We start from the raw sequence: 18,779 nt of genomic DNA, 5'->3' as shown, positions 1-18,779 counted from the left end.
GGAACTACACGTTAAGACATCCACGATCCTCACCCAGGCAACTTAGCTTGATTCCTCAGCTATTTTTTACTTAACTTTTTGGCAAATCGTGATTATGAAGAAGATTTTAGTGATCGAAGATGAGCCTCAAGTTCAGGAAAACCTTTACGAGCTTTTATCGATGAAGGGGTTCTATACCATTACAGCCAGTAATGGACGTGAAGGGTTAAATCTGGCAAAGGAAGAACGCCCCAATTTAATTATTTGCGACGTTCAATTGCCTGAATTAAATGGGTATGAAATCCTCAAAGCATTACGACTTGATACCACGACACACCAGATACCCTTGATTTTCCTGACAGCCCAAGCTCAAAAAGCCGACCTGCGTCAGGGCATGGAGCTAGGTGCCGATGACTATCTCACCAAACCTTTCACCGCCGCCGAGTTATTAAGAGCGATCGAGAGTCGGTTAGCTAAACAAGATGCCATTGAACAACAGACCCAAAACAAACTCAACGAACTTCGCAATAATATTGCTTACTCCTTTCCCCATGAATTGCTAACACCGTTAGTGGGCATCATCAATGGTGCACAGGTGTTGCGAGATTGCTACGATTCCATCGATAAAGCAGAAGCATTGGAAATGCTAGATGGCATCGAAAGCAGTGGTAAACGCTTACATACGCTGGTTACAAGCTATTTAGCGTATACCGAGTTAGAGCTAACCATCACCAATCCCCAGGCAATTGCAGCATTACGCTCCAGTCAAACCTATTGCGACTCAAAGCCCATCCTTATGCAGGTTGCTACTCAAAAAGCCAGAGATATGGATCGGCAAGATGATTTACAACTGGATTTACAGGATGCCTTGATTGATATTTCCGCAGAGCGGTTTAAGCAAGCTCTGAATGAAATTATTGATAATGCCTTTAAATTCTCGTTGCCAGGGTCTCCGGTGCGGGTGGTTAGCAGTTTTGCCGAACAACTTTTACATATATTTGTGATTGACTATGGTCGAGGCATGACCGAGGAAGAAATTGCAGCGATCGGAGCCTACATGCAATTTCAGAGTAATTTCCATAAGGAACAAGGAGCCGGGTTGGGATTAATTATTGCTCAACGAATTGCCGATTTATACAACGGTGAATTGTCCATCGAGAGTTTTCCGGGTCAGCAAACGATTGTCAGACTTTCATTTCCTATTTCGCAATTTTAGGGTATTGCCGAATCCTGGTATGAATTTGAATCTGGCGCGATCGCAGAGCGCGCTACGTCTGAATGAATTATTGGTGTCATGAGAGAACCGCGCAGAGCGCGGCTCTCTCACGACACCATAGACTCCACACCATTGAACATGGCTATAGCCAGGATCCGCATGGAGAACGTTAGCGAAACTCCTGCAACACGGCGGCAGCAATGCTGTCAGTTACCTGCTCTGACATCAGTTGTCCCTTTTTCACGTCAGCCGCTTTGGCAGAAGACAACACACCTGACGCAGGCACCCATTCGGGATGGTGCGGATAAACGTCATAAGGAGGGAAGTCGGCAGGCTTTTCATCGGGAATCAACTCTAACCGCACCAGATCGGGATAGTAATGCAACATTAACGAGGTTTCAATCACCGCAGCGTGTTCCAGAGCATAACCGGGAAACCCATCGGGAAACACGCTCCCTAACGTTTGCTCTGTAAAAAAGTCCCAATATTCCAACCGCATAACTTTGAGACGGGCAGCAGCACCAATATCTCGAATTGCCAGGTCGATGCCCTCTGTTAAAAACCATTGGTTTTCGTAATGCCCATCAACCACGACTAATTGATGGGCACCTTGACGAGCAAATTCACGCACCACATCTCGCATCAATTGGCTCAGGCTATTTCCATCCAGGCTGGTTGTGCCAGGAAAGTGTTGCCCCCCACCCGACTTGGGCTGAGATTTGTAACCATAGCTGAACGTGGGTGCGACTAACCCATTCACCTTGGCAGCGACATCACGAGCGATCGCCGTTGAAAGCAGAGCATCTGTTCCTAAGGGTAAATGTGGACCATGTTGCTCTAACGCTCCACAGGGAATCAACACAATGGTCTGCCCTTGTTGGAGTTTGTCACGATACTCCATCCAACTGAGCGCACTCATCATCACGGGGTCCATAAATTTCGTCTCCCTTCACTACAGGGGGCTAAGGATCATGGATTTCATGAGACCGAAGCTTTATGTTTGGCAGCACGATGATGCCACGCTGCCAAACATAAACGTCCAGGTTTTATTTAATTTGTGATCCTAAGGCTGAACGTGTGTCTGAAGCGATCGCCGTGTGTGCGACCCAGACCGATTCAACCCTGCCCGATATGGGAGACACTTTATCCCAATGACGACCTAGTTTCACGTAGCATAAGCATCAAGACGCTGCTAATTTGGGCTATGAAATTGGGTGTGAATGCTGCGCGGAGCGCAGCATTCACACCCAATTTCATCATTGGATTCAGCAATGCCAGGATCAAGACGACAGCGGTTGGAAACTGGTTACGTCTAGAACGGGACCAATCATGGCGATCGTCATGACATCATCTCGAACCTTACCCTCTACTTTTACTTTTAGCCCATCCTTGAGCAGGTCAGAAGGTGCCCCTTTGTAGAGTTCATAGGTCTGCCCACTATCGGCAGCCAATGCCCAGGTGCCCGTGCCCATGCTGGATTTTTGTACAGTTCCGGTAATCGTCAAGCTCATGCGTGTTCTGCCTCCGCTTTTGCGGCTAGATATGCTAAGCCCATACAGAGTACGGCGTTGATTAACAGGAAGCTACGGGCGATCGCCCCACTGCCTAACCATACTAAGCTGGGTGACATTATCGCACTGATCACCAAACAAGACGCCACACCCAGGGCAGATCCGATCGCCAACCATTTCCACTGAGCCTGTCCCAATAACAACGCCACCAGGATGAAGGGTATCAGCACACTGGCAAAAATCGGATTGAGAGCGACACTGCCCTGCACCGCACTGCCCAGTTCGGGAATGGAACTGCCCAAAACCCGGAAGGGAGCCTGGGGCAGATCAAAAACATACAAACCCCGCAGGAAGAACAATCCAGAACTACCCAGCACCAGACCACTGGCCAGCGAAACGCTGAAAATGGGCAAATAGCGACGCAATACCCATGCCAATAGATAAGACCCCAGCACCATCGCCAGTTTCGGCCATAGCGCAATCACGCCGCCATCAAACCAGAATTTGAGATTGAGGTAGCCATTATTGCGCAACCAGCGGAAGAAGTCTTTGACATCTAGATTTTCTTGCTGTGCCAGCTTCACGGCAGCATCGGCATCCAGTTGACCTGCCCCAAAATGGTTCAACTCATCGCCTTTAATTACCCGTGCCGATCGCTTTAAGATGGCTGCAATTTGGTCAGGGTCTTGCACACCTACCGATTTCACTAACGCGGCAACTCCGGCAACGTGGGGTGCTGCCATACTGGTGCCTTGAAATGCGGCAAAGGTCGATTCTCCGGTTTGTGCATCAATTGTATTTTGCAGAATACCGCCAGCGGCTCCCGTAGCTGTAGAGCCACCCGGTGCAGAAATATCGACGCCAGCTCCAAAGTTAGAATAGGGCGCTTTTACCCCCGCCGCATCAAGCGCAGACACGGAAATCACATTAGGATAACGAGATGGATAGGAGGCAGAATTGGTATTCGCATTTCCAGCCGCCGCAACAATGACTGCCCCTTTTTTGTGGGCATAGGCGATCGCTTCTCGCATAACATCCGCATCTCCGCTACCCCCCAGGCTCATATTGATCACCTGAGCACCATGATCTGCGGCAAACCGGATGGCTTCTGCGATATCGGTTACTGTCCCTCCTCCTGATGCGCTCAACACTTTCAACGGCATCAGATTCGCTTCATAGGCAATGCCGGCAACGCCAAAATTATTGTTGGTAGATTGGGCGATCGTGCCTGCCACATGGGTGCCATGACCGTTATCGTCAGACGCATCCGTGCGGTCATTGACAAAGTCATAGCCTTCGACAAATTTAGTCTGGTTGAAGTCTGGTACTTTACTGATGCCGGTGTCAATGACGGCAACTGTGACCCCGCTTCCCTTCGCCTCATTCCAGGCAGACTCGATGTTAATGCTCCGTAAATTCCATTGCTTACTGTAGTCGGGATCGTTGGGAATAGCGCTAGCCGAATAAATATAGTTGGGGTCAATTGACTCTGTATATTGGCGCAAGGGCGATCGCCGTAATGCCTTTAGCAGGGTTTTATCGCCCGGTAGCACATACACATTATCGGTGGTCGAAAAGGCACTGTTGAGATGAGGGGCAATGCCATATTGTTTGGCGATCGCGGCGACTTCCTGCTGAATCTGTTCCTGACCCAGCGTTTCTCGAAAATCTAAAACAATCGAATCATACGTTCCCTGGGTTGCTAACCCCGGATAACTGAGCAACGCCCAGATCATTCCTACCAGGAACAACCCAACCAACAGCAGCCTTTTCATAGCCAACATTGCAACGACTTCCTCCCCAAGATAGCTCAGGTCTAAAGAGACGTGCTATTAATCAATGCCCCACCGTCGCCGCCAGCTTGAGGTCGATTCTCTGGTTGATTCTGCCTGTTCGGCGTGATGACGTGCCAGAATGGCGGCTGCCGCATCGCTTAGCGTTGGATCTCGGTAGGGAATAGCTGCACGAGTTTGCAAATGCTCCTGTTCCATCTGCGACAGGGGGTGCAGAGTTTCTGGAGCAAAACTGCCGACTGTGCCCTGCGACCATTCATGGGAAACCGATCGCTCTAGCATCGGAATCGTTCCCACAGACAGACCTGCGGCTTGCATCGCAGCCCGGACAGAGGCAGACCGAGAATAGGTGGCTAACTTACCCGCAGGTGCAAGGCATTGGGCAATTTTTTGAAAAAACTCGACCGTCCATAATTGTGGACAGCGACGTGGCGAAAAAGGATCAAAAAAGATCGCATCTGCCTGAAATCCCGATTTGCATAGGGTTTGAATGGTCTGGCGGGCATCGCCTATTAATAACCTTGCGGTCAGATCGGGCTGGATGCACTGATGCTCCAACGCGATCGCCTGTAAAATCGTCTGCACAGCAGGCGTCCAGGACTCGATCAGAGCCGGAGCGATCGCTGCCTGAGGAACCGTTTCATCCAATTCCAATCCATACACCTCAACATGGCAATGGGGGTTGATCGACCCGATCACCTCCAACGCGGCAGCAGTATTGTATCCCAGCCCATAACAGACATCCAGCAAGCGAACCCGCTCTTGCGTTGCCCGTTTTGCCAGATCCGTTGCCTGAGCAAACTTGAGAAACGCTTCTGCTTTTGCCCCCTGGCGACTATGAAACGTTTCGCCAAATTCTGTTGAAAAAAAAGTAAAAGAACCATCCTCCGTCGATTGCGGCACCCACGGGGTCGGGTCAGGCATAACAGTCTCAACCATGCACGAGCAATGCAATTTTATGAACTAGTTCAGCATACGCCGTGTCAGTGACAGCGGGAGTGGATACCTCAGGGGCGATCGCTTTTACCGCATCAGCCAAATCAATCCACGACTGACAGCCCCCATAGTCTGAGCGATAAGGAATGGTATGAACTGCATCCAGCCGATGCGCCCGTAGCACTAATACATAGAGCGGTTGCCGGGGCTTCCAGTGAAACCGCTCCGCCACAAACGACTCATTCCAGATGTGAAAGGGTTGCAACGCCGACACCACCTCTGGATCGCTGATCTGAAACACCTCTGTAATCTCTGCCCAGGCAGCGATCGCCACCGACTCTGGATGCCAACCCGATGTCACCGGCTCCACCTGATTCGCGTAAGCAGGCTTCAATAATTGTGGTTTTTGATGCTCATAGGTAGGATACAGCCACACCTTGTCTTGAGCCACCCGAAACCGTCCGCCCTCCTCCCGAATGCCCCCCTTGCGCAACAACACAACCGTCTCACCTGCCACCAGGGCATTGATAGCAACTGCCCACTCTTTCAAGGCATGAGTCATCATCATAGATGCAGTGGATATAGGTGTAGTGGATTCAATGAATGGGTAAAGAATGAGAATTAAATAACTCCGGTGATGTGTTGTACGGGCGAACGACCGTTCGCCCCTCCAAACAATTCAATAGGCGAACGGCCGTTCACCCCTCCAAACAATTCAATATTCGATCTTATTTAATCCACGATCCTAAGCAACAAGATCAACATAAAGCCGTTAAATAATGACAGCCTTAAAACGTTGTCCACACTTCGGAGGGGGTCTGGGGGAAGCGCCTCGTCCCCCAGTGGGGGTTTGGGGGCAAGCCCCCAAAAAAGCTTTAGGTTCACCCCAACATTCTCATTCAACCATTATCTCTTACGGGCAGGTTTAGCAAGTCTCTGATCGCTTTGCAGTCGGTATTTCGGTAAAACCTGCCCCTACGGCAGTCGGCATTTCGGCAAAACCTGCCCCTACGATGGAATGCGTTTTCACAACTGCTCATTTTCACGGATCAAATAGGACTGCTCTATGTTTAAGGTGTAATCCTTAATGATTTAATTGAAGAACCGGATGGAGGAATCCTTGTGCAGTGCCCCAAAGACAAAAAAATAGAATTGACAGATAGCTTGCTGGCAGGAGGGTTGCAAGTCAAGTGCTGTCCAGACTGTAAGGGCACATGGATTCCACCCGAGGAATATCACAATTGGCGTAGCCAGCAATCGCGCATCGATTTCGCCAAACTCCCGGCAACCCTGGATGTCGATTATGTGCAATCGCCCCTGGATACCAAAGGAGCCCTCTGCCCCGATTGTGGCTGTTTCTTGTCGCGAGCAAAAGTTGGCTCTAAAAATGCGTTTTATGTCGAACGCTGTCCCAAATGTGGAGGCATTTGGTGCGATCGCGGTGAATGGGATGTGCTAGAGAAAATGGGCTTACACACAGCCATTGACCAGCTATTTTCCAGCGAATGGCAGGTCAAAATCCGCGAAAAAGAATTTGCCGAACGCGAACGACAAGCCACCATCGATAAACTGGGAGACGAGTTAGCCCATCAAGTTTTTGCCCTGGCAGAATTATTAGAAAAGCATCCCAATGGCGACTTTGCCGTTGCCTACCTGATGCGCCGCTTTGCCAAATAAAATGCCCCATGTCTTTCTACACCTTTCCTGCCAATTTTCAATGGGGAGTTGCCACTTCGGCATATCAAATCGAAGGGGCGATCGCCGTCGATGGTCGAAAACCTAGTGTCTGGGATCGCTTTAGCCAAACACCGGGACGAATTTTGAATGGAGAGACAGGTGCGATCGCGTGCGACCATTACCATCGCTATCCAGCCGATATCCAGCTCATGGTCGAACTGGGGATCAAGCACTATCGCTTTAGCCTCGCCTGGTCGCGCATCATTCCTGACGGTCGAGGAGCCGTTAATGAAGCCGGTTTAGATTTCTATCGCCGCTTGGTCGATGGCTTACTCGAACACGGCATTACACCCCACGCCACCCTGTTTCATTGGGACAGTCCCCAAGCTCTAGAAGACCGCTATGGCTCCTGGCGCAGCCGCGAAATGGCAACCGACTTTGCCGACTATGCCACCGCTGTCGTCAGCCGATTGGGCGATCGCATCACCCAGTGGATGACGATTAACGAAATTTCTTGCTTCACCCATATGGGGTATGGCGTCAATCAACCCCCCATCCATGCCCCCGGCACGGTCGTAACGCGCCCCAAAGAGGTCTGGCAAACCTCCCATCATGCCTTGTTGGCGCATGGGTTAGCCTGTCAGGCAATCCGGGCAGCCTCACCGACCGCCTGTTCAGTAGCACTGGTGGATAATTTTGCGGTACCCGTGCCCCTGAGTGAGTCGCCCTCCAATATCAAAGCTGCCCAAACTGCCTTCTGGAACCTGGGCTGGAATGGTGGCATTATTATTCCGGCACTGACCGGAGCTTATAGCGAAACCTTGCTGGCGCAGCTAGGAGACGAAGCCCCCGACATCCAACCTGCTGATTTAGAGATCATTCATCAGCCGCTCGATCGCCTGGGCTTTAACGTCTATTCCGGTACCTATGTGCGAGCCACCGATCATCCGCTCGGTTATGAACTGTTGCCCTTTCCCAAACGCTATCCGCGATTGCATATGCCCTGGCTTTATGTCGTCCCCGACTGCATTTACTGGGGAATTCGGCATCTGCGTGAGACAGTGGGATGCAACGACTTGCCCATTTTTATCAGTGAAAATGGCTGTGCCGTTGAGGATGAATTAACGGCAGATCGTCAGGTGATCGATTGCGATCGCATTCTCTATTTAAACCAGCATTTGCAATCGGCTTCGCGAGCCGTGCAAGAAGGGTATCCGCTTCAGGGCTATTTTGCCTGGAGCTTGCTCGATAATTTTGAGTGGGCATGGGGCTGCGATCGCCGGTTTGGTTTAGTTTATGTGGATTATGCCACCCAGGAACGCATTCCCAAAGCCAGCTTTCACTGGTATGCCGACTGGATTCGACAGCACACCGAACGTAATGATTAGCATCATAGATTGAACCAAGAAACGTTTTGGTGTGGCGCGGCGAAGCCGCGCCACACCAAAACGATTTTTTTATGAAGACACGCCAAACCCATGACCCCCTGTAGTCCCCCTTGGCAAAGGGGACAGCGACAGCCAGGGGTAAATCAGACACAGCCTCATAAAGAACAGTATTAACCCTTAACCAAAACGCCGGGTTCCCGTTGCATCGGGATCACGTCTAACGTATCCAGTTCAGCACAATATTTCAAATCATCCTGACAATCCAGTCGCAATAACCGCTGACCATGACTGGCATATTGCAGCAATTGCAGCAGTTGATCTTGCCATTGTTGATACAGTGCGATCGCCCCGATGACTTCATCATTACCGACAAAATCGACTGGATAGGTGCCGCCCGAACCAGACAACTGTTGGCTTAACTGGTGAGCGATCGCCCCGGCACAAACTGTATCTTCTAACGAAAAACTACCTTCCCACCCCGATCCGACAATCCAAACCGTTTCGGGCATGTGTTTCAACAAATAATTGACCACTGCCCCACGATTAATCAGAGCTGCCGTCATCACCGTTGCAGCCGCTTGCACCCGCTCTAAACACCGAGTCCCGTTGGTCGTGCTGATAAACAATCGGCGTCCTGTAACTAAATCAGGGGTGCAATCTAACGGAGAGTTGCCCAAGTCGCAGCCTGCAACCTTGCCGCCCCCGCGTTCTCCGGCTCGCAGTCGTTTATCAGGGTGCCACTGTTCGCTAACGTGCATCAGCTGGTCAATATCACTAAAAATCTGTACGGCTTCAGCACCCGCTTGCAAAGCAGTGGCGATCGTACTGGTTGCACGCAACACATCAACGGCGATCGCACAGTCTGGCACAAGCCCTGCTGGCGTTAGCTCAGGTGTATGGAAGACAAATAATTTCACGAGTGGCTGTCCCTGTACCAATCATCATCAGACGACTTCCATCTTACGGTTAATCCGGGTTATCTTGACAGCAACCCGCATCGGTAGATGTCTATGGTTACGATTTAACACGACCACATTGGGATGGAAGATGCCCCTGAATCCGTGATGCTGATGGTAGGGAAGATTCACATTTACTCAGGATCACAGATCAATTAACCTGTCATTCTGTTTAAGAGAACCACAGCAGGGCGATCGCTCTCTTAAATAGAGTGGAGTTCAATCCCCGATCCTGATCTGGTTGCAGAACTAATCTGGTTGCAGAAATGTGAAGGTAAACGCCGACAAAACCGCTTCTCTGGCTCTTAAAAAAGCGAGCTGTCGCAACTGTAGTTGTCTAGTCTACATGTGTCTAGTCTACCGTGATATTTTATGAACGGTCAGTTGTAGTGATTTCGGTTTCTGCTTTGTTGCGTTTTTCTCGAATTTCTTTTGCTCGTGTTACCAAATCTTGAAAATATCCACTTTCCGTAATTTCGGCAACCTGCTTCGCCCGTCGCTCTTCATCAATTTCAATTTTGGGTTTCAAAACCCCTTTGACCTGATCTTTGACTTGTTCATAAATCGCCTGGGCATAGCCGCTCTTATTGGCTCGATCGATTAGAACAACTGCTACAGCACTCGTAACCAGTGCCAGCATGGGTGGCACCAGAGGCACCCAGCCACTGTGCACAAATATTACATAGCAACTGCCATAGAGCACCGCCACTGCCAGACCTTCGGCAGCAATAAAGTGCCAGATGCGTTTGGCAAAATAGGCGATCGCCCCAGCTGTGAACGACCACAGCCAAATCCACCACAACTCTGCCCCATCCGTCCAGTACCACAACAACGGACGCTCTCCTAGAGCGGCGCTGATGATTTGACTGACAATCTGGGCATGAACCACCACACCCGGCATCGTTAAATGGGTGCCATCCCCCCCACTAAAGGGTGTATAGAAAGTATCTTTGGCAATATTTGAGGTGTAGCCAATCAAAACCACCTTATCTTTGACCCAGTTGGGATCAATACGCTGATCCAATACATCTGTCAAATTGACCACCCGCATCGCTCGATGTGCCGACCGATAGTTCAGCAAGATCTGATAGTCCGTTGCGTTGGTGTTTTGATAACCGACCACATGATCGCCTAAGGGCTTAAATACAACACTGCCCAGCTGAAGATCATCTGTTTCTGTTTGGCTAAGCTCAATTCCTTCGGATTGTAAATACTGTGTTGCCAGCAGCATCGGCAACGACAATAGATAGTTATCCTCACTGGCATCATTGCAGATATGAGCGGTAGGCAAGGGCACCTCCGCCAGTGCCGGAATGGAAACTAGAATTGCGCGCCGAACGATGCCACTTGGGTCAATGGGTAAATCAGCAAAAGCAACTCGGTCTGGCGAAGTCCCAGGGGCAGGTGGCAACCCCGGATCTGACACACTACTCAAAACACAGGCAGAAATCACATTATCTGCGTCTGCAAACTGGCGGGTCATGGCATCTCGCCCGGTGCCCTGATTCAGAAAGGTTTCTAACTGATTCAGCTGTTGGATAACTTGCTCTCGATTCGTACCTTGATTCAGAAACTGACGCGACTCATTAACCAGTGTTTCCAGTTGCTGTTGAAGGGCACCCCATTCTTCACCTTGAAGGGCATCTTGGGGTACATCCCTGGCAATATCTACGCCAATAGCTCTGGGCTGATGGCTTTGCAACGTTTCCAACAGTTGCGCCAATGTACCATCTTTGATCGGATATTCCTGGCGTGTCTGAATATCTTCTTCATCGATGCCAACGACCAGCAATCGTTCATCCAGACTGGCATCGGGACGCAAACGCATCAAGCTGTCATAGGCTGACAGTTCAACCCCTTCCAAAAGGCTGACTTTACGAATAGCAACAACGACGCCAGTGACAATCAAACTCGTGACTAAGACCGTTTCCACAAAAGATCGGATTGCTTTGACTCGTTGAGGCTGAGATAAAGCAGTACGCCATTTGGAGATCATCCTGAACTACTCTCTGGTTAATAACAGCATCGTTTCGTATCGCAGTTCCCAATATACTGCCTCGGTCTATCAATTCCGGGAGAAAGGGGGTGCAGGCTTAGCCTTGCGGCAAAAGGGACTTCAACATCTCCTATCGCCTGACGTCATTGAGTGAGGGCTGGTAATGGGTTGGAACGTGGTGTGCCGCTTTTCGTCACATTACCTGTATTGGCGTTGCACAAGACCCGATACATTTTAGGATCACAACTTATATTAAAACCCGGACAATTTAGTGTGGGATTGATTAAATCCACGGTCTATTTGATGGAGCGACGGCTCCGCCGTTACCCTCTCAAATAGAATCACAGGGTAATGAATCTGTAATCCTTTGAGTATGACTTGGGAAATGCTGCTATCGGAGAAATCTTCTGGTTTAGAAAAGAAATTTCTCAATCTCTTTCGGCTCCCCAAGGGAATGATCTAGGATTGCTATAGGTGCGAAGCGGCAGATGGGCGCACTGAACGGAACGACTCAGGGTGAGCTTAGGCGTGAGTTTTCTCGAAATACGTAATTTTCCTAAAAAATTCCTTAATCAATCCGAAATCCAAGATTTCGATAGGAAGTTTATTGATTAGAGGGCGTTGTTCATTATTTCTCAAGAATATACAGGGATATATGCTAACTAAGAGTTCTAGAAGTCTTACAGTCCTTTCCATGAGTCTAAGTATGGGTCTGACTGGTCTAAATAGTATTCCAGCGATCGCCTATGCTGCCGCACCATCTGCTACTTCCGCTTCAAGCCCCACGGCTCTGACCCATCAGAGAACCCTGGTCGCACAGCGACTTAACTTCAATAACCAACGAATTAGACCATCCCGTAATAGAATCGGGGGCATCTCTCGGGGTGAATGTGGTGCAACCAGTTCTGTAACCCGTGAAGGTGCAGCGGGTGATACTTCAGTCGATAGTACGGCAAATGATAATAATTCCAATACTAAACCCATTGCCTTAGTTCCTCCCAGTAGCACTGACATTAGCGATCGCAATCAAATAGAAGTAGAATCAACGCTTTCCGAACGTCCTACCTTTTTCGTTTATCTACCTGCCACCACTGCACAACAAGCCGAGTTTCTGCTCACTACTGAAAATCCGGCTGAAATTATTTACGAAGCTACGTTTGATGTGCCCGACACCGATGGTGTAATTGGCATTAAACTGCCAGAGGACGTGCCCGCTTTAGAAACAAATCACTTATACAATTGGTCACTCACGGTACTGTGTGACTCAGTTGATCGGTCAAGCAATCCGTTTGTTGAAGGTTGGGTTGAGCGTATTGAACCTTCTTCTTTCTTGACAATGCGTTTGCAAGGAGCAACCGTGCGCGATCGCCCTCAAATTTATTCGGCGGCTGGCATTTGGCAAGATACGTTGTCTGCCTTAGCTGAACTGCGGTACGCCAATCCGACTGATGCTGAGTTAACCGCCGATTGGGTGAGTTTATTGAATTCCGTAAATTTAGAAGGCATTGCAGATGCCCCCTTGCTGACGATTGAGAATCAAACGCCCCCGTCTGCTCCTGCCCCCTTAGACGAGTCTGTCAGTCCCCCATCTCCAGCGGATACCAACCCTAGCCAACCCTCCATCTAGGCAATCCCTACTATTGAATGGCGATCGCTAATAAACCTGGACATGTGATAGTGCGAGACTGGCGCTTTGTCGGTGTTAAATTTTAGGGTTGCTGGTTTCTAATGGCACTCCTTCAGATCTCCAAGGTTTCGCAAACCTCGGAGGTCTCCCGGCTCTCACAGGCTGACGAACGGCTTACGCGATTGAACCGTGGTATGCACGTTCAATTAAGTCCAGAAACGGTATTGTGGGGCGCGGAGCGCCCCACAATACCGTTTCTGAACAAAACAATGAGCCGCGCATTGCGCGGCTCATTGTTTTTATTCAAAAAATTTAGAGGGTTTCAGCAGATGTATCTTTGGTCGGTGCTAGTTGTTCAGGTTCGCTAACCTTCGCCACCAGCGGTGGAGTAGAAACAACGGGCTTGACGGTAGGAGGTTCTGGTGTGGGCAATGGCGGTTTTTCAGGCAAACCGAGTTGCTCTCTTGCCAGGGCTAAGGTTGAAGAAATACCTGTTTTGCCGACATTGAGCAGAGCTTTACCAGTTTCCGATGCAATTTGGTCAGAACTGGTTTCTTGCAAGCTACTGAACCAAGCTTTCAAGCTGCGACCTGCGACCACAGAGTTGGTCGCAATCCAATCAAATAAAACTAAAACTAAGCAAAGTGTTAGCCAGACTAGATGAGCCGCTTCTTTGAGAATCTGCCAGGTGACAGCGATCGCCTGTTGATAAGTTTCAAGCGTCGTCGGGGCAGAAACAGTTTGCCAGAGCTTAGTTGCTTGGGATGAAATTTGAGTACTCATAGTCAAGAAATAAAACTCAGTGCGTCCAAAGCAGATTCAAGGGTAAACAGAACAGTCAAAAATGAATAATGCATTCACCATAACGTTTCGCCGAAGCTCTTGCAGGAAGTGCAGGAACAACGTCAAGACTCTATTACAAAGAATCAGAGTCAATTAAAGCAGATTGCTATAAAATAGTCGAACTTCCGGGATTACACTGCAATGTCTTTTACATCCCTCCATAAGGTTTTTACGTCCCTGGAAAATCGAGACGCCTGGAAAGCCCAACAACAATTCCAACAGTTACTTGATTGCTGGGCTCAGGTAGTCGGGAAAGCCGTTGCCGCCCAAACCCGCCCCATTGCCCTACGCCGACAGGTTCTCTACGTCGCCACATCCAGCTCGACCTGGGCACAAAACTTAGCGTTTGAACGCCACCGGATTTTGCAAAAACTTAACCCGCTCTTAGGGATGGCAATTAGCGATATTCGCTTTTCCAATGCCCAATGGTATTCCAGCCAAAAAACAGCATGGGTGAGTACAGAAACGTCCCAGATCTGGCAGCAACATCCCAGCCAACTCAAAACTGGCTCTGTTAAAGCCACCGATTTACTCCCGGCTCAGCCCCACGATCCCCAAACTGCGTTTCAAACCTGGGAAAAGGTCATTAAGCTGCAATCTCAAAAATTGCCCCTCTGCCCTCAGTGCCAATGCCCGACTCCAGCTGGAGAGTTAGAACGATGGTCGATTTGCGCCCACTGCGCCACAAAAGCATGGGGACACAGTAAGCCGCTTTAGCCGCAGGATCGTTGTCAGTCATCACACTACCGCTAAATCTATTGCGATCGCGTTAGATCGATAACGCGTTGAAACGCGGCACCCCACCTGATTTTTCCAACACATCACTATGAAATTTTGGGTGTTGGTATTCATGGGGTGATTTTTTGTGGTGTGGGTAACGCCTGCGCTACAAAAAATTAATACAGTTCTATGACTACCAAATTTTGCTATCAGTAAAAATCCAGGTCTTTAATTAGACAGGAATAATACGGATGTGAACTCCAATTGAATTTTGCCCCATACACGGTGAAGGGCAAGGATTTATCCTGTTTTCGCATAGGTAATTATCCTAATTTTTTCAGGGGATACCCTTCTTTAAAGTTATGTCGTTTGTGGATGCAGCAAATCTACGTATTCAGCCTCTCCAGTGAAATAAAACCTCTATAAAAACCTCTGCAAATTTCCGGAGCAATCTGAGGGACAGGTGAAGCTAAATTTGGTTGGTAACGCTACCTCTAACTGACTTTATAAAGAAATTAGGTCTGAAATTATCAATTCTTGATTGCGAAATCCTGTCTTTCATTAAGCAATATTTCGGAGAATCAGAAAGATAGAGTCAAACCATATTTTGATTTTCATAAATCTTTTTCCTCTATTTCTGTAAATAAAAGGGTTTTACAAGAATTTGCTTAGATCTCGTTGGAGTTGATCCCTGATAGTTTTTAAGCAAATTCAGAGAAGTTACTGAAAATTTCAGAGTAAGAGTGTTCATAGTTGAATATGTCTGTTTTCGTAACAGAAATATAAAAACAATCTAAATATCAATTTCGACCTGGGATCGCTATAAGTCAACGGGGATAGACATTTGATGGTCTTAACTATGCTGTGCCTGAAAAATCACAAAGCTGAGAATAGTTGTAAAGAGATTCCTTTAATTCCTCATATGGGCACTTTTAATACTTCTGTCTCTAACTGTCGGCACTGCCAGTTCTATCAAATAGAAGGCAGACGCGGTGGTCACTGTCAACAACTTAGTGTCTCTGTTCAAAGTGGATGGAAAGCCTGTGCCTTAGCGATCCCAGCCTTTTCTCCGGCATGGGCGAAAACAGACGAGATTTTACTCTCCAAAGACGCGAATCTAGATGTATCTAAGGTGCCTGTATCAATAGAATTACGACCTGCATATGTATCAAAAGCTACAGAAGATCATGTAACTGTGGCAGCTGTGCTTCCCGTTTAAAGAGTCTATCTCTTAAGAAGCTACGGCTAAAAAAAATTCCAGTGTTGTTATAGCGCAGCGGCTCTGCCCCGTAACAACACTGGATTTTTTTTATAAATGCCTCTCAATTGCTATGCCTGAAGTCAGCCCAATCGGGGTTCGATCGGTGGGGCGCAAAATTTGCAGAAATGGAATGCTCCCAATCGACGCCACTTTGGACTATGATTTAAAGCTGAAAAGGATTTGCTTAACATTTCTGTATGGATATTCTTACGCTGGGTTGGGTTTCTTTGTTGGTCGTCTTTACCTTCTCTATCTCTTTAGTCGTTTGGGGTCGTAACGGGTTCTAATGGGAATGGGCATGAGTCTCAGCATTACTCCCCTTAATGTTTTAGCAACGCTTGCCTTAGTGCTAATGGTTTCAGTGACGGCAGGGGTTGCCTATCTCACTACTGTTGAGTGGCGCGATCGCCGTCGCCAGGAACGAGAAAAACGAGGTCGATAACATAAAACCTCTGTTTGAAAGATGGAGCCAAAGTGCTACCCTCGTTGCCAGCATGCAAGAGTTTTGCAGGAACGGTTACTAAACTGTTTGTAGATGAACAGATATAGAACTGACACAATTAGATAATTTTTTGGGGGTACATCATTTACTGATGTGCCCTTGTCTTTTTAGGGTTTGATTTAGCGCTGACATACTGAGAAGCATCCAAATAGTTTGGGAGAGGCGCACCCCGAAGGGGTGCACCTCTCCCAAACCGTTTTCTTGCACCTCATTTAAAACGGCTATATCTCCATTCTCAATGGCGTGAAGTTCAAGTGGTTGAGTGAGAGCCGCACTCCGGGCGGCTCTCACTCAACCACCGAAATCTATCCAGACGCGAAGCGCTATAGACTGATTGAAATCTTCCACAGAATTTTTATGACAACCACTCAGGCACCTGGGCATCTTCCCCAATCTCACCCCATCAACCATCCTCTGGAACCTTTGACGATCGCAGAAGTTGCAGCGGCTGTCGCCCTCGTGAAACAAGAGTATGCGGTTGGGGATCAGTTTCGCTTTCCCTGTGTGACGTTGCATGAGCCGCCTAAGTCGGTCGTGTTGGCATTCAAAACAGGCGATCCGATTCAGCGAGAGGCATTTCTGATCTTGCTCGACAATGCCACAGGGGCAACCTATGAGGCGATCGCCTCTCTTAGCGAAAATAAGGTGATCTCCTGGACGCAGATTCCAGAAGTGCAGCCCAACATCATGGCAGATGAGCTGGTAGAGTGCGAAGCGGCTGTGAAAGCCCATCCCGAGTTTCAAGCGGCGATCGCAAAACGGGGGATTGGTGATTTAGCTCTGGTTGTAGTTGATCCCTGGGCGATCGGTAACTTTGGCTTTGAAGACGAACAAGGGCTGCGGCTGTCTCGCTGTCTTTGCTATTTGCGTACCACACCGGGCAGCAACTTTTATTCTCGCCCAATTGATGGCTTGGTTCCGGTCGTTGACCTGAACAAAATGGAGGTTCTACGCATTGAAGATGCAGGTGTCGTGCCGATTCCACCCGAAGCGGGAGAGTATGCCAAAGAATTTACATCTCAATTTCGTGCAGACATCAAACCGCTGCATATTACTCAACCCGAGGGTGCTAGTTTTACCGTAGATGGGCACCAGATCCGGTGGCAAAAGTGGCAGATGCGGATTGGGTTTACCCCCCGTGAAGGGCTGGTGTTATATACCGTTGGCTATGAAGACCAAGGAAATGTGCGATCGATTCTCTATCGGGCATCCATGGCAGAGATGGTGGTGCCCTATGGTGATCCACGACCGCAGCATTTTCGCAAGAATGCCTTTGATTTAGGTGAACATGGCGTGGGCATGCTGGCAAACTCGCTCACCAATGGCTGCGATTGCCTCGGTGAAATTTATTACTTTGATGCCGTGCTAACCGATAGTCGGGGTAATGTTGCGGTAACCGAAAATGCTATTTGTTTGCACGAAGAAGACTATGGCATTTTGTGGAAGCATACAGATTGGCGACGGGATCATGTCGATGTCAGGCGATCGCGTCGTCTGGTGGTGTCGTTTATTGCCACCGTTGATAACTACGAATACGGCTTCTACTGGTATTTTTACCAGGACGGCACGATTCAATATGAAATTAAGCTGACTGGAATTTTGCTTTGCGGGGTTCTGGCAGAGTATCCCAAATATGGCACCCTGGTTGCACCCGACGTTAATGCATTGAACCACCAGCATTTCTTTGGAATGCGCCTGGATTTTGATATTGATGGCAGCGATAACTCGGTCTACGAAGTCAACTCTTTTGCCGAACCCATGGGGCCCGAAAACCCCTACGGTAATGCGTTTTACGCGGAATCAACCCTATTGCAAAACGAGCAAGCTGCCCAACGCATCATCGATCCCCTGGCAGGTCGGTATTGGAAAGTCGTGAATCCTTCCGTCCACAACCGCTTGGGACAACCTGTCGGCTTCAAAATTATCCCCGGTGAGAATGTCTTACCCTTTGCCCATGCCGAAGCCCCAATTCTCAAGCGTGCTAGGTTTCTTACCCGTCACCTTTGGGTAACTCCCTATGAAGCGGCTGAAAAATATCCGGCAGGCAATTACCCCAATCAGCATCCTGGGGGTGAAGGGTTACCCAAATGGACGCAGGCAAACCGCGCCATTGAAAACACTGATGTTGTTGTCTGGTATGTGTTTGGGCACCATCACATTCCTCGCCCCGAAGACTATCCCATCATGCCCACGGCTTATAGCGGCTTTATGCTCAAACCCGTTGGCTTTTTTGATGCCAATCCGGCACTGGATGTACCACCCTCCGTACCAAAAGGGGGTCAGTGTCACTAAACTGGAGTTAGCCTCCATGAATTGACAGTAGGTTTTGATCTCTAAAAATCAAATCTTTTTATTTTCCTTTAGGATTGGGAAA

18 protein-coding genes are annotated in these 18,779 nt (G+C 48.8%); 10 read left to right on the top strand and 8 right to left on the bottom strand.

What is annotated here, in order from left to right; translation table 11 throughout:
• The first annotated feature begins 94 nt into the window (after positions 1–94).
• On the top strand, positions 95–1,195 hold the full coding sequence (locus ACR6Z4_RS10650; protein ID WP_479717243.1) for a hybrid sensor histidine kinase/response regulator: 1,101 nt from the start codon (positions 95–97) through the stop codon (positions 1,193–1,195).
• A gap of 169 nt (positions 1,196–1,364) precedes the next feature.
• Here the strand turns inward: ACR6Z4_RS10650 and ACR6Z4_RS10645 are convergent, their stop codons facing one another.
• From ACR6Z4_RS10645 to ACR6Z4_RS10625, 5 genes are all read right to left on the bottom strand, one after another.
• Complete coding sequence (locus ACR6Z4_RS10645; RefSeq protein WP_479717242.1) at positions 1,365–2,129, bottom strand: creatininase; 765 nt, start codon at positions 2,127–2,129, stop codon at positions 1,365–1,367.
• A 346-nt stretch (positions 2,130–2,475) separates the two neighbouring features.
• The gene (locus ACR6Z4_RS10640; protein ID WP_479717241.1) at positions 2,476–2,706 is read right to left on the bottom strand and encodes a hypothetical protein; all 231 of its coding nucleotides are present in this window, start codon (positions 2,704–2,706) and stop codon (positions 2,476–2,478) included.
• Entirely contained in the window at positions 2,703–4,481 is a 1,779-nt protein-coding gene (locus tag ACR6Z4_RS10635; protein ID WP_479717240.1) for a S8 family peptidase, read from the bottom strand. The genes ACR6Z4_RS10640 and ACR6Z4_RS10635 overlap by 4 nt, the downstream gene beginning before the upstream one ends.
• Before the next feature lie 57 nt (positions 4,482–4,538).
• Positions 4,539–5,423 carry a tRNA (5-methylaminomethyl-2-thiouridine)(34)-methyltransferase MnmD gene (locus tag ACR6Z4_RS10630; RefSeq protein ID WP_479717239.1) on the bottom strand — a complete coding sequence of 295 codons (885 nt, stop codon included), beginning with the start codon at positions 5,421–5,423 and terminating at the stop codon, positions 4,539–4,541.
• A 7-nt stretch (positions 5,424–5,430) separates the two neighbouring features.
• Positions 5,431–6,003 (bottom strand): DUF1802 family protein, encoded by a 573-nt coding sequence (locus tag ACR6Z4_RS10625; protein ID WP_479717238.1) that lies wholly within the window; start codon positions 6,001–6,003, stop codon positions 5,431–5,433.
• Between the two features lie 554 nt (positions 6,004–6,557).
• Here ACR6Z4_RS10625 and ACR6Z4_RS10620 point away from each other — a divergent pair.
• Positions 6,558–7,112 carry a TFIIB-type zinc ribbon-containing protein gene (locus ACR6Z4_RS10620; protein WP_479717237.1) on the top strand — a complete coding sequence of 185 codons (555 nt, stop codon included), beginning with the start codon at positions 6,558–6,560 and terminating at the stop codon, positions 7,110–7,112.
• An 8-nt stretch (positions 7,113–7,120) separates the two neighbouring features.
• Positions 7,121–8,500 (top strand): GH1 family beta-glucosidase, encoded by a 1,380-nt coding sequence (locus ACR6Z4_RS10615; protein WP_479717236.1) that lies wholly within the window; start codon positions 7,121–7,123, stop codon positions 8,498–8,500.
• 170 nt (positions 8,501–8,670) lie between these two features.
• Here ACR6Z4_RS10615 and ACR6Z4_RS10610 read toward each other — a convergent pair whose 3' ends face one another.
• Positions 8,671–9,417: a 2-phosphosulfolactate phosphatase family protein gene (locus ACR6Z4_RS10610; protein WP_479717235.1), complete on the bottom strand. Its 747-nt coding sequence runs from the start codon at positions 9,415–9,417 to the stop codon at positions 8,671–8,673.
• A gap of 409 nt (positions 9,418–9,826) precedes the next feature.
• Positions 9,827–11,452, bottom strand: a complete 1,626-nt coding sequence (locus ACR6Z4_RS10605; protein WP_479717234.1) for a CHASE2 domain-containing protein — start codon at positions 11,450–11,452, stop codon at positions 9,827–9,829.
• On the opposite strand from ACR6Z4_RS10605, the gene ACR6Z4_RS10600 reads away from it, so the two are divergent.
• Positions 11,442–11,606, top strand: coding sequence for a hypothetical protein (locus tag ACR6Z4_RS10600; protein WP_479717233.1), 165 nt, complete (start codon positions 11,442–11,444; stop codon positions 11,604–11,606). The two genes, ACR6Z4_RS10605 and ACR6Z4_RS10600, sit on opposite strands and share 11 nt — an antisense overlap.
• Before the next feature lie 552 nt (positions 11,607–12,158).
• A complete protein-coding gene (locus tag ACR6Z4_RS10595) occupies positions 12,159–13,079 on the top strand; it encodes a DUF928 domain-containing protein (protein WP_479717232.1) in 921 nt (306 codons plus the stop codon).
• Positions 13,080–13,391: 312 nt separating this feature from the next.
• Here the strand turns inward: ACR6Z4_RS10595 and ACR6Z4_RS10590 are convergent, their stop codons facing one another.
• A complete protein-coding gene (locus ACR6Z4_RS10590) occupies positions 13,392–13,862 on the bottom strand; it encodes a hypothetical protein (protein ID WP_479717231.1) in 471 nt (156 codons plus the stop codon).
• Positions 13,863–14,063: 201 nt separating this feature from the next.
• On the opposite strand from ACR6Z4_RS10590, the gene ACR6Z4_RS10585 reads away from it, so the two are divergent.
• The 5 genes from ACR6Z4_RS10585 to ACR6Z4_RS10565 all read left to right on the top strand — a co-directional run bounded on the left by ACR6Z4_RS10585 (position 14,064) and on the right by ACR6Z4_RS10565 (position 18,697).
• Positions 14,064–14,639 carry a DciA family protein gene (locus ACR6Z4_RS10585; RefSeq protein WP_479717230.1) on the top strand — a complete coding sequence of 192 codons (576 nt, stop codon included), beginning with the start codon at positions 14,064–14,066 and terminating at the stop codon, positions 14,637–14,639.
• Between the two features lie 847 nt (positions 14,640–15,486).
• Positions 15,487–15,861 (top strand): hypothetical protein, encoded by a 375-nt coding sequence (locus tag ACR6Z4_RS10580; RefSeq protein ID WP_479717229.1) that lies wholly within the window; start codon positions 15,487–15,489, stop codon positions 15,859–15,861.
• A gap of 239 nt (positions 15,862–16,100) precedes the next feature.
• Entirely contained in the window at positions 16,101–16,190 is a 90-nt protein-coding gene (gene petN, locus ACR6Z4_RS10575; protein ID WP_479717228.1) for a cytochrome b6-f complex subunit PetN, read from the top strand.
• 11 nt (positions 16,191–16,201) lie between these two features.
• The gene (locus tag ACR6Z4_RS10570; RefSeq protein WP_479717227.1) at positions 16,202–16,345 is read left to right on the top strand and encodes a hypothetical protein; all 144 of its coding nucleotides are present in this window, start codon (positions 16,202–16,204) and stop codon (positions 16,343–16,345) included.
• 417 nt (positions 16,346–16,762) lie between these two features.
• Positions 16,763–18,697: a primary-amine oxidase gene (locus ACR6Z4_RS10565; protein WP_479717226.1), complete on the top strand. Its 1,935-nt coding sequence runs from the start codon at positions 16,763–16,765 to the stop codon at positions 18,695–18,697.
• The last annotated feature ends 82 nt before the right edge of the window (positions 18,698–18,779 follow it).

Source organism: Calyptranema fuscum S582, from assembly GCF_055793305.1.
The sequence above is the reverse complement of the archived record's forward strand: the minus strand, read 5'-3'. Positions and strand labels throughout refer to the sequence as shown.

Excerpts from the sequence above, each read along its gene's own strand:
- ACR6Z4_RS10585 (WP_479717230.1), top strand. The coding sequence starts at position 14,064 with ATGTCTTTTACATCCCTCCATAAGGTTTTTACGTCCCTGGAAAATCGA.
- ACR6Z4_RS10635 (WP_479717240.1), bottom strand. The coding sequence starts at position 4,481 with ATGAAAAGGCTGCTGTTGGTTGGGTTGTTCCTGGTAGGAATGATCTGG.
- ACR6Z4_RS10645 (WP_479717242.1), bottom strand. The coding sequence starts at position 2,129 with ATGGACCCCGTGATGATGAGTGCGCTCAGTTGGATGGAGTATCGTGAC.
- ACR6Z4_RS10565 (WP_479717226.1), top strand. The coding sequence starts at position 16,763 with ATGACAACCACTCAGGCACCTGGGCATCTTCCCCAATCTCACCCCATC.
- ACR6Z4_RS10615 (WP_479717236.1), top strand. The coding sequence starts at position 7,121 with ATGTCTTTCTACACCTTTCCTGCCAATTTTCAATGGGGAGTTGCCACT.
- ACR6Z4_RS10590 (WP_479717231.1), bottom strand. The coding sequence starts at position 13,862 with ATGAGTACTCAAATTTCATCCCAAGCAACTAAGCTCTGGCAAACTGTT.
- ACR6Z4_RS10625 (WP_479717238.1), bottom strand. The coding sequence starts at position 6,003 with ATGATGATGACTCATGCCTTGAAAGAGTGGGCAGTTGCTATCAATGCC.
- petN (WP_479717228.1), top strand. The coding sequence starts at position 16,101 with ATGGATATTCTTACGCTGGGTTGGGTTTCTTTGTTGGTCGTCTTTACC.
- ACR6Z4_RS10630 (WP_479717239.1), bottom strand. The coding sequence starts at position 5,423 with ATGCCTGACCCGACCCCGTGGGTGCCGCAATCGACGGAGGATGGTTCT.
- ACR6Z4_RS10650 (WP_479717243.1), top strand. The coding sequence starts at position 95 with ATGAAGAAGATTTTAGTGATCGAAGATGAGCCTCAAGTTCAGGAAAAC.
- ACR6Z4_RS10640 (WP_479717241.1), bottom strand. The coding sequence starts at position 2,706 with ATGAGCTTGACGATTACCGGAACTGTACAAAAATCCAGCATGGGCACG.
- ACR6Z4_RS10595 (WP_479717232.1), top strand. The coding sequence starts at position 12,159 with ATGGGTCTGACTGGTCTAAATAGTATTCCAGCGATCGCCTATGCTGCC.
- ACR6Z4_RS10570 (WP_479717227.1), top strand. The coding sequence starts at position 16,202 with ATGAGTCTCAGCATTACTCCCCTTAATGTTTTAGCAACGCTTGCCTTA.
- ACR6Z4_RS10605 (WP_479717234.1), bottom strand. The coding sequence starts at position 11,452 with ATGATCTCCAAATGGCGTACTGCTTTATCTCAGCCTCAACGAGTCAAA.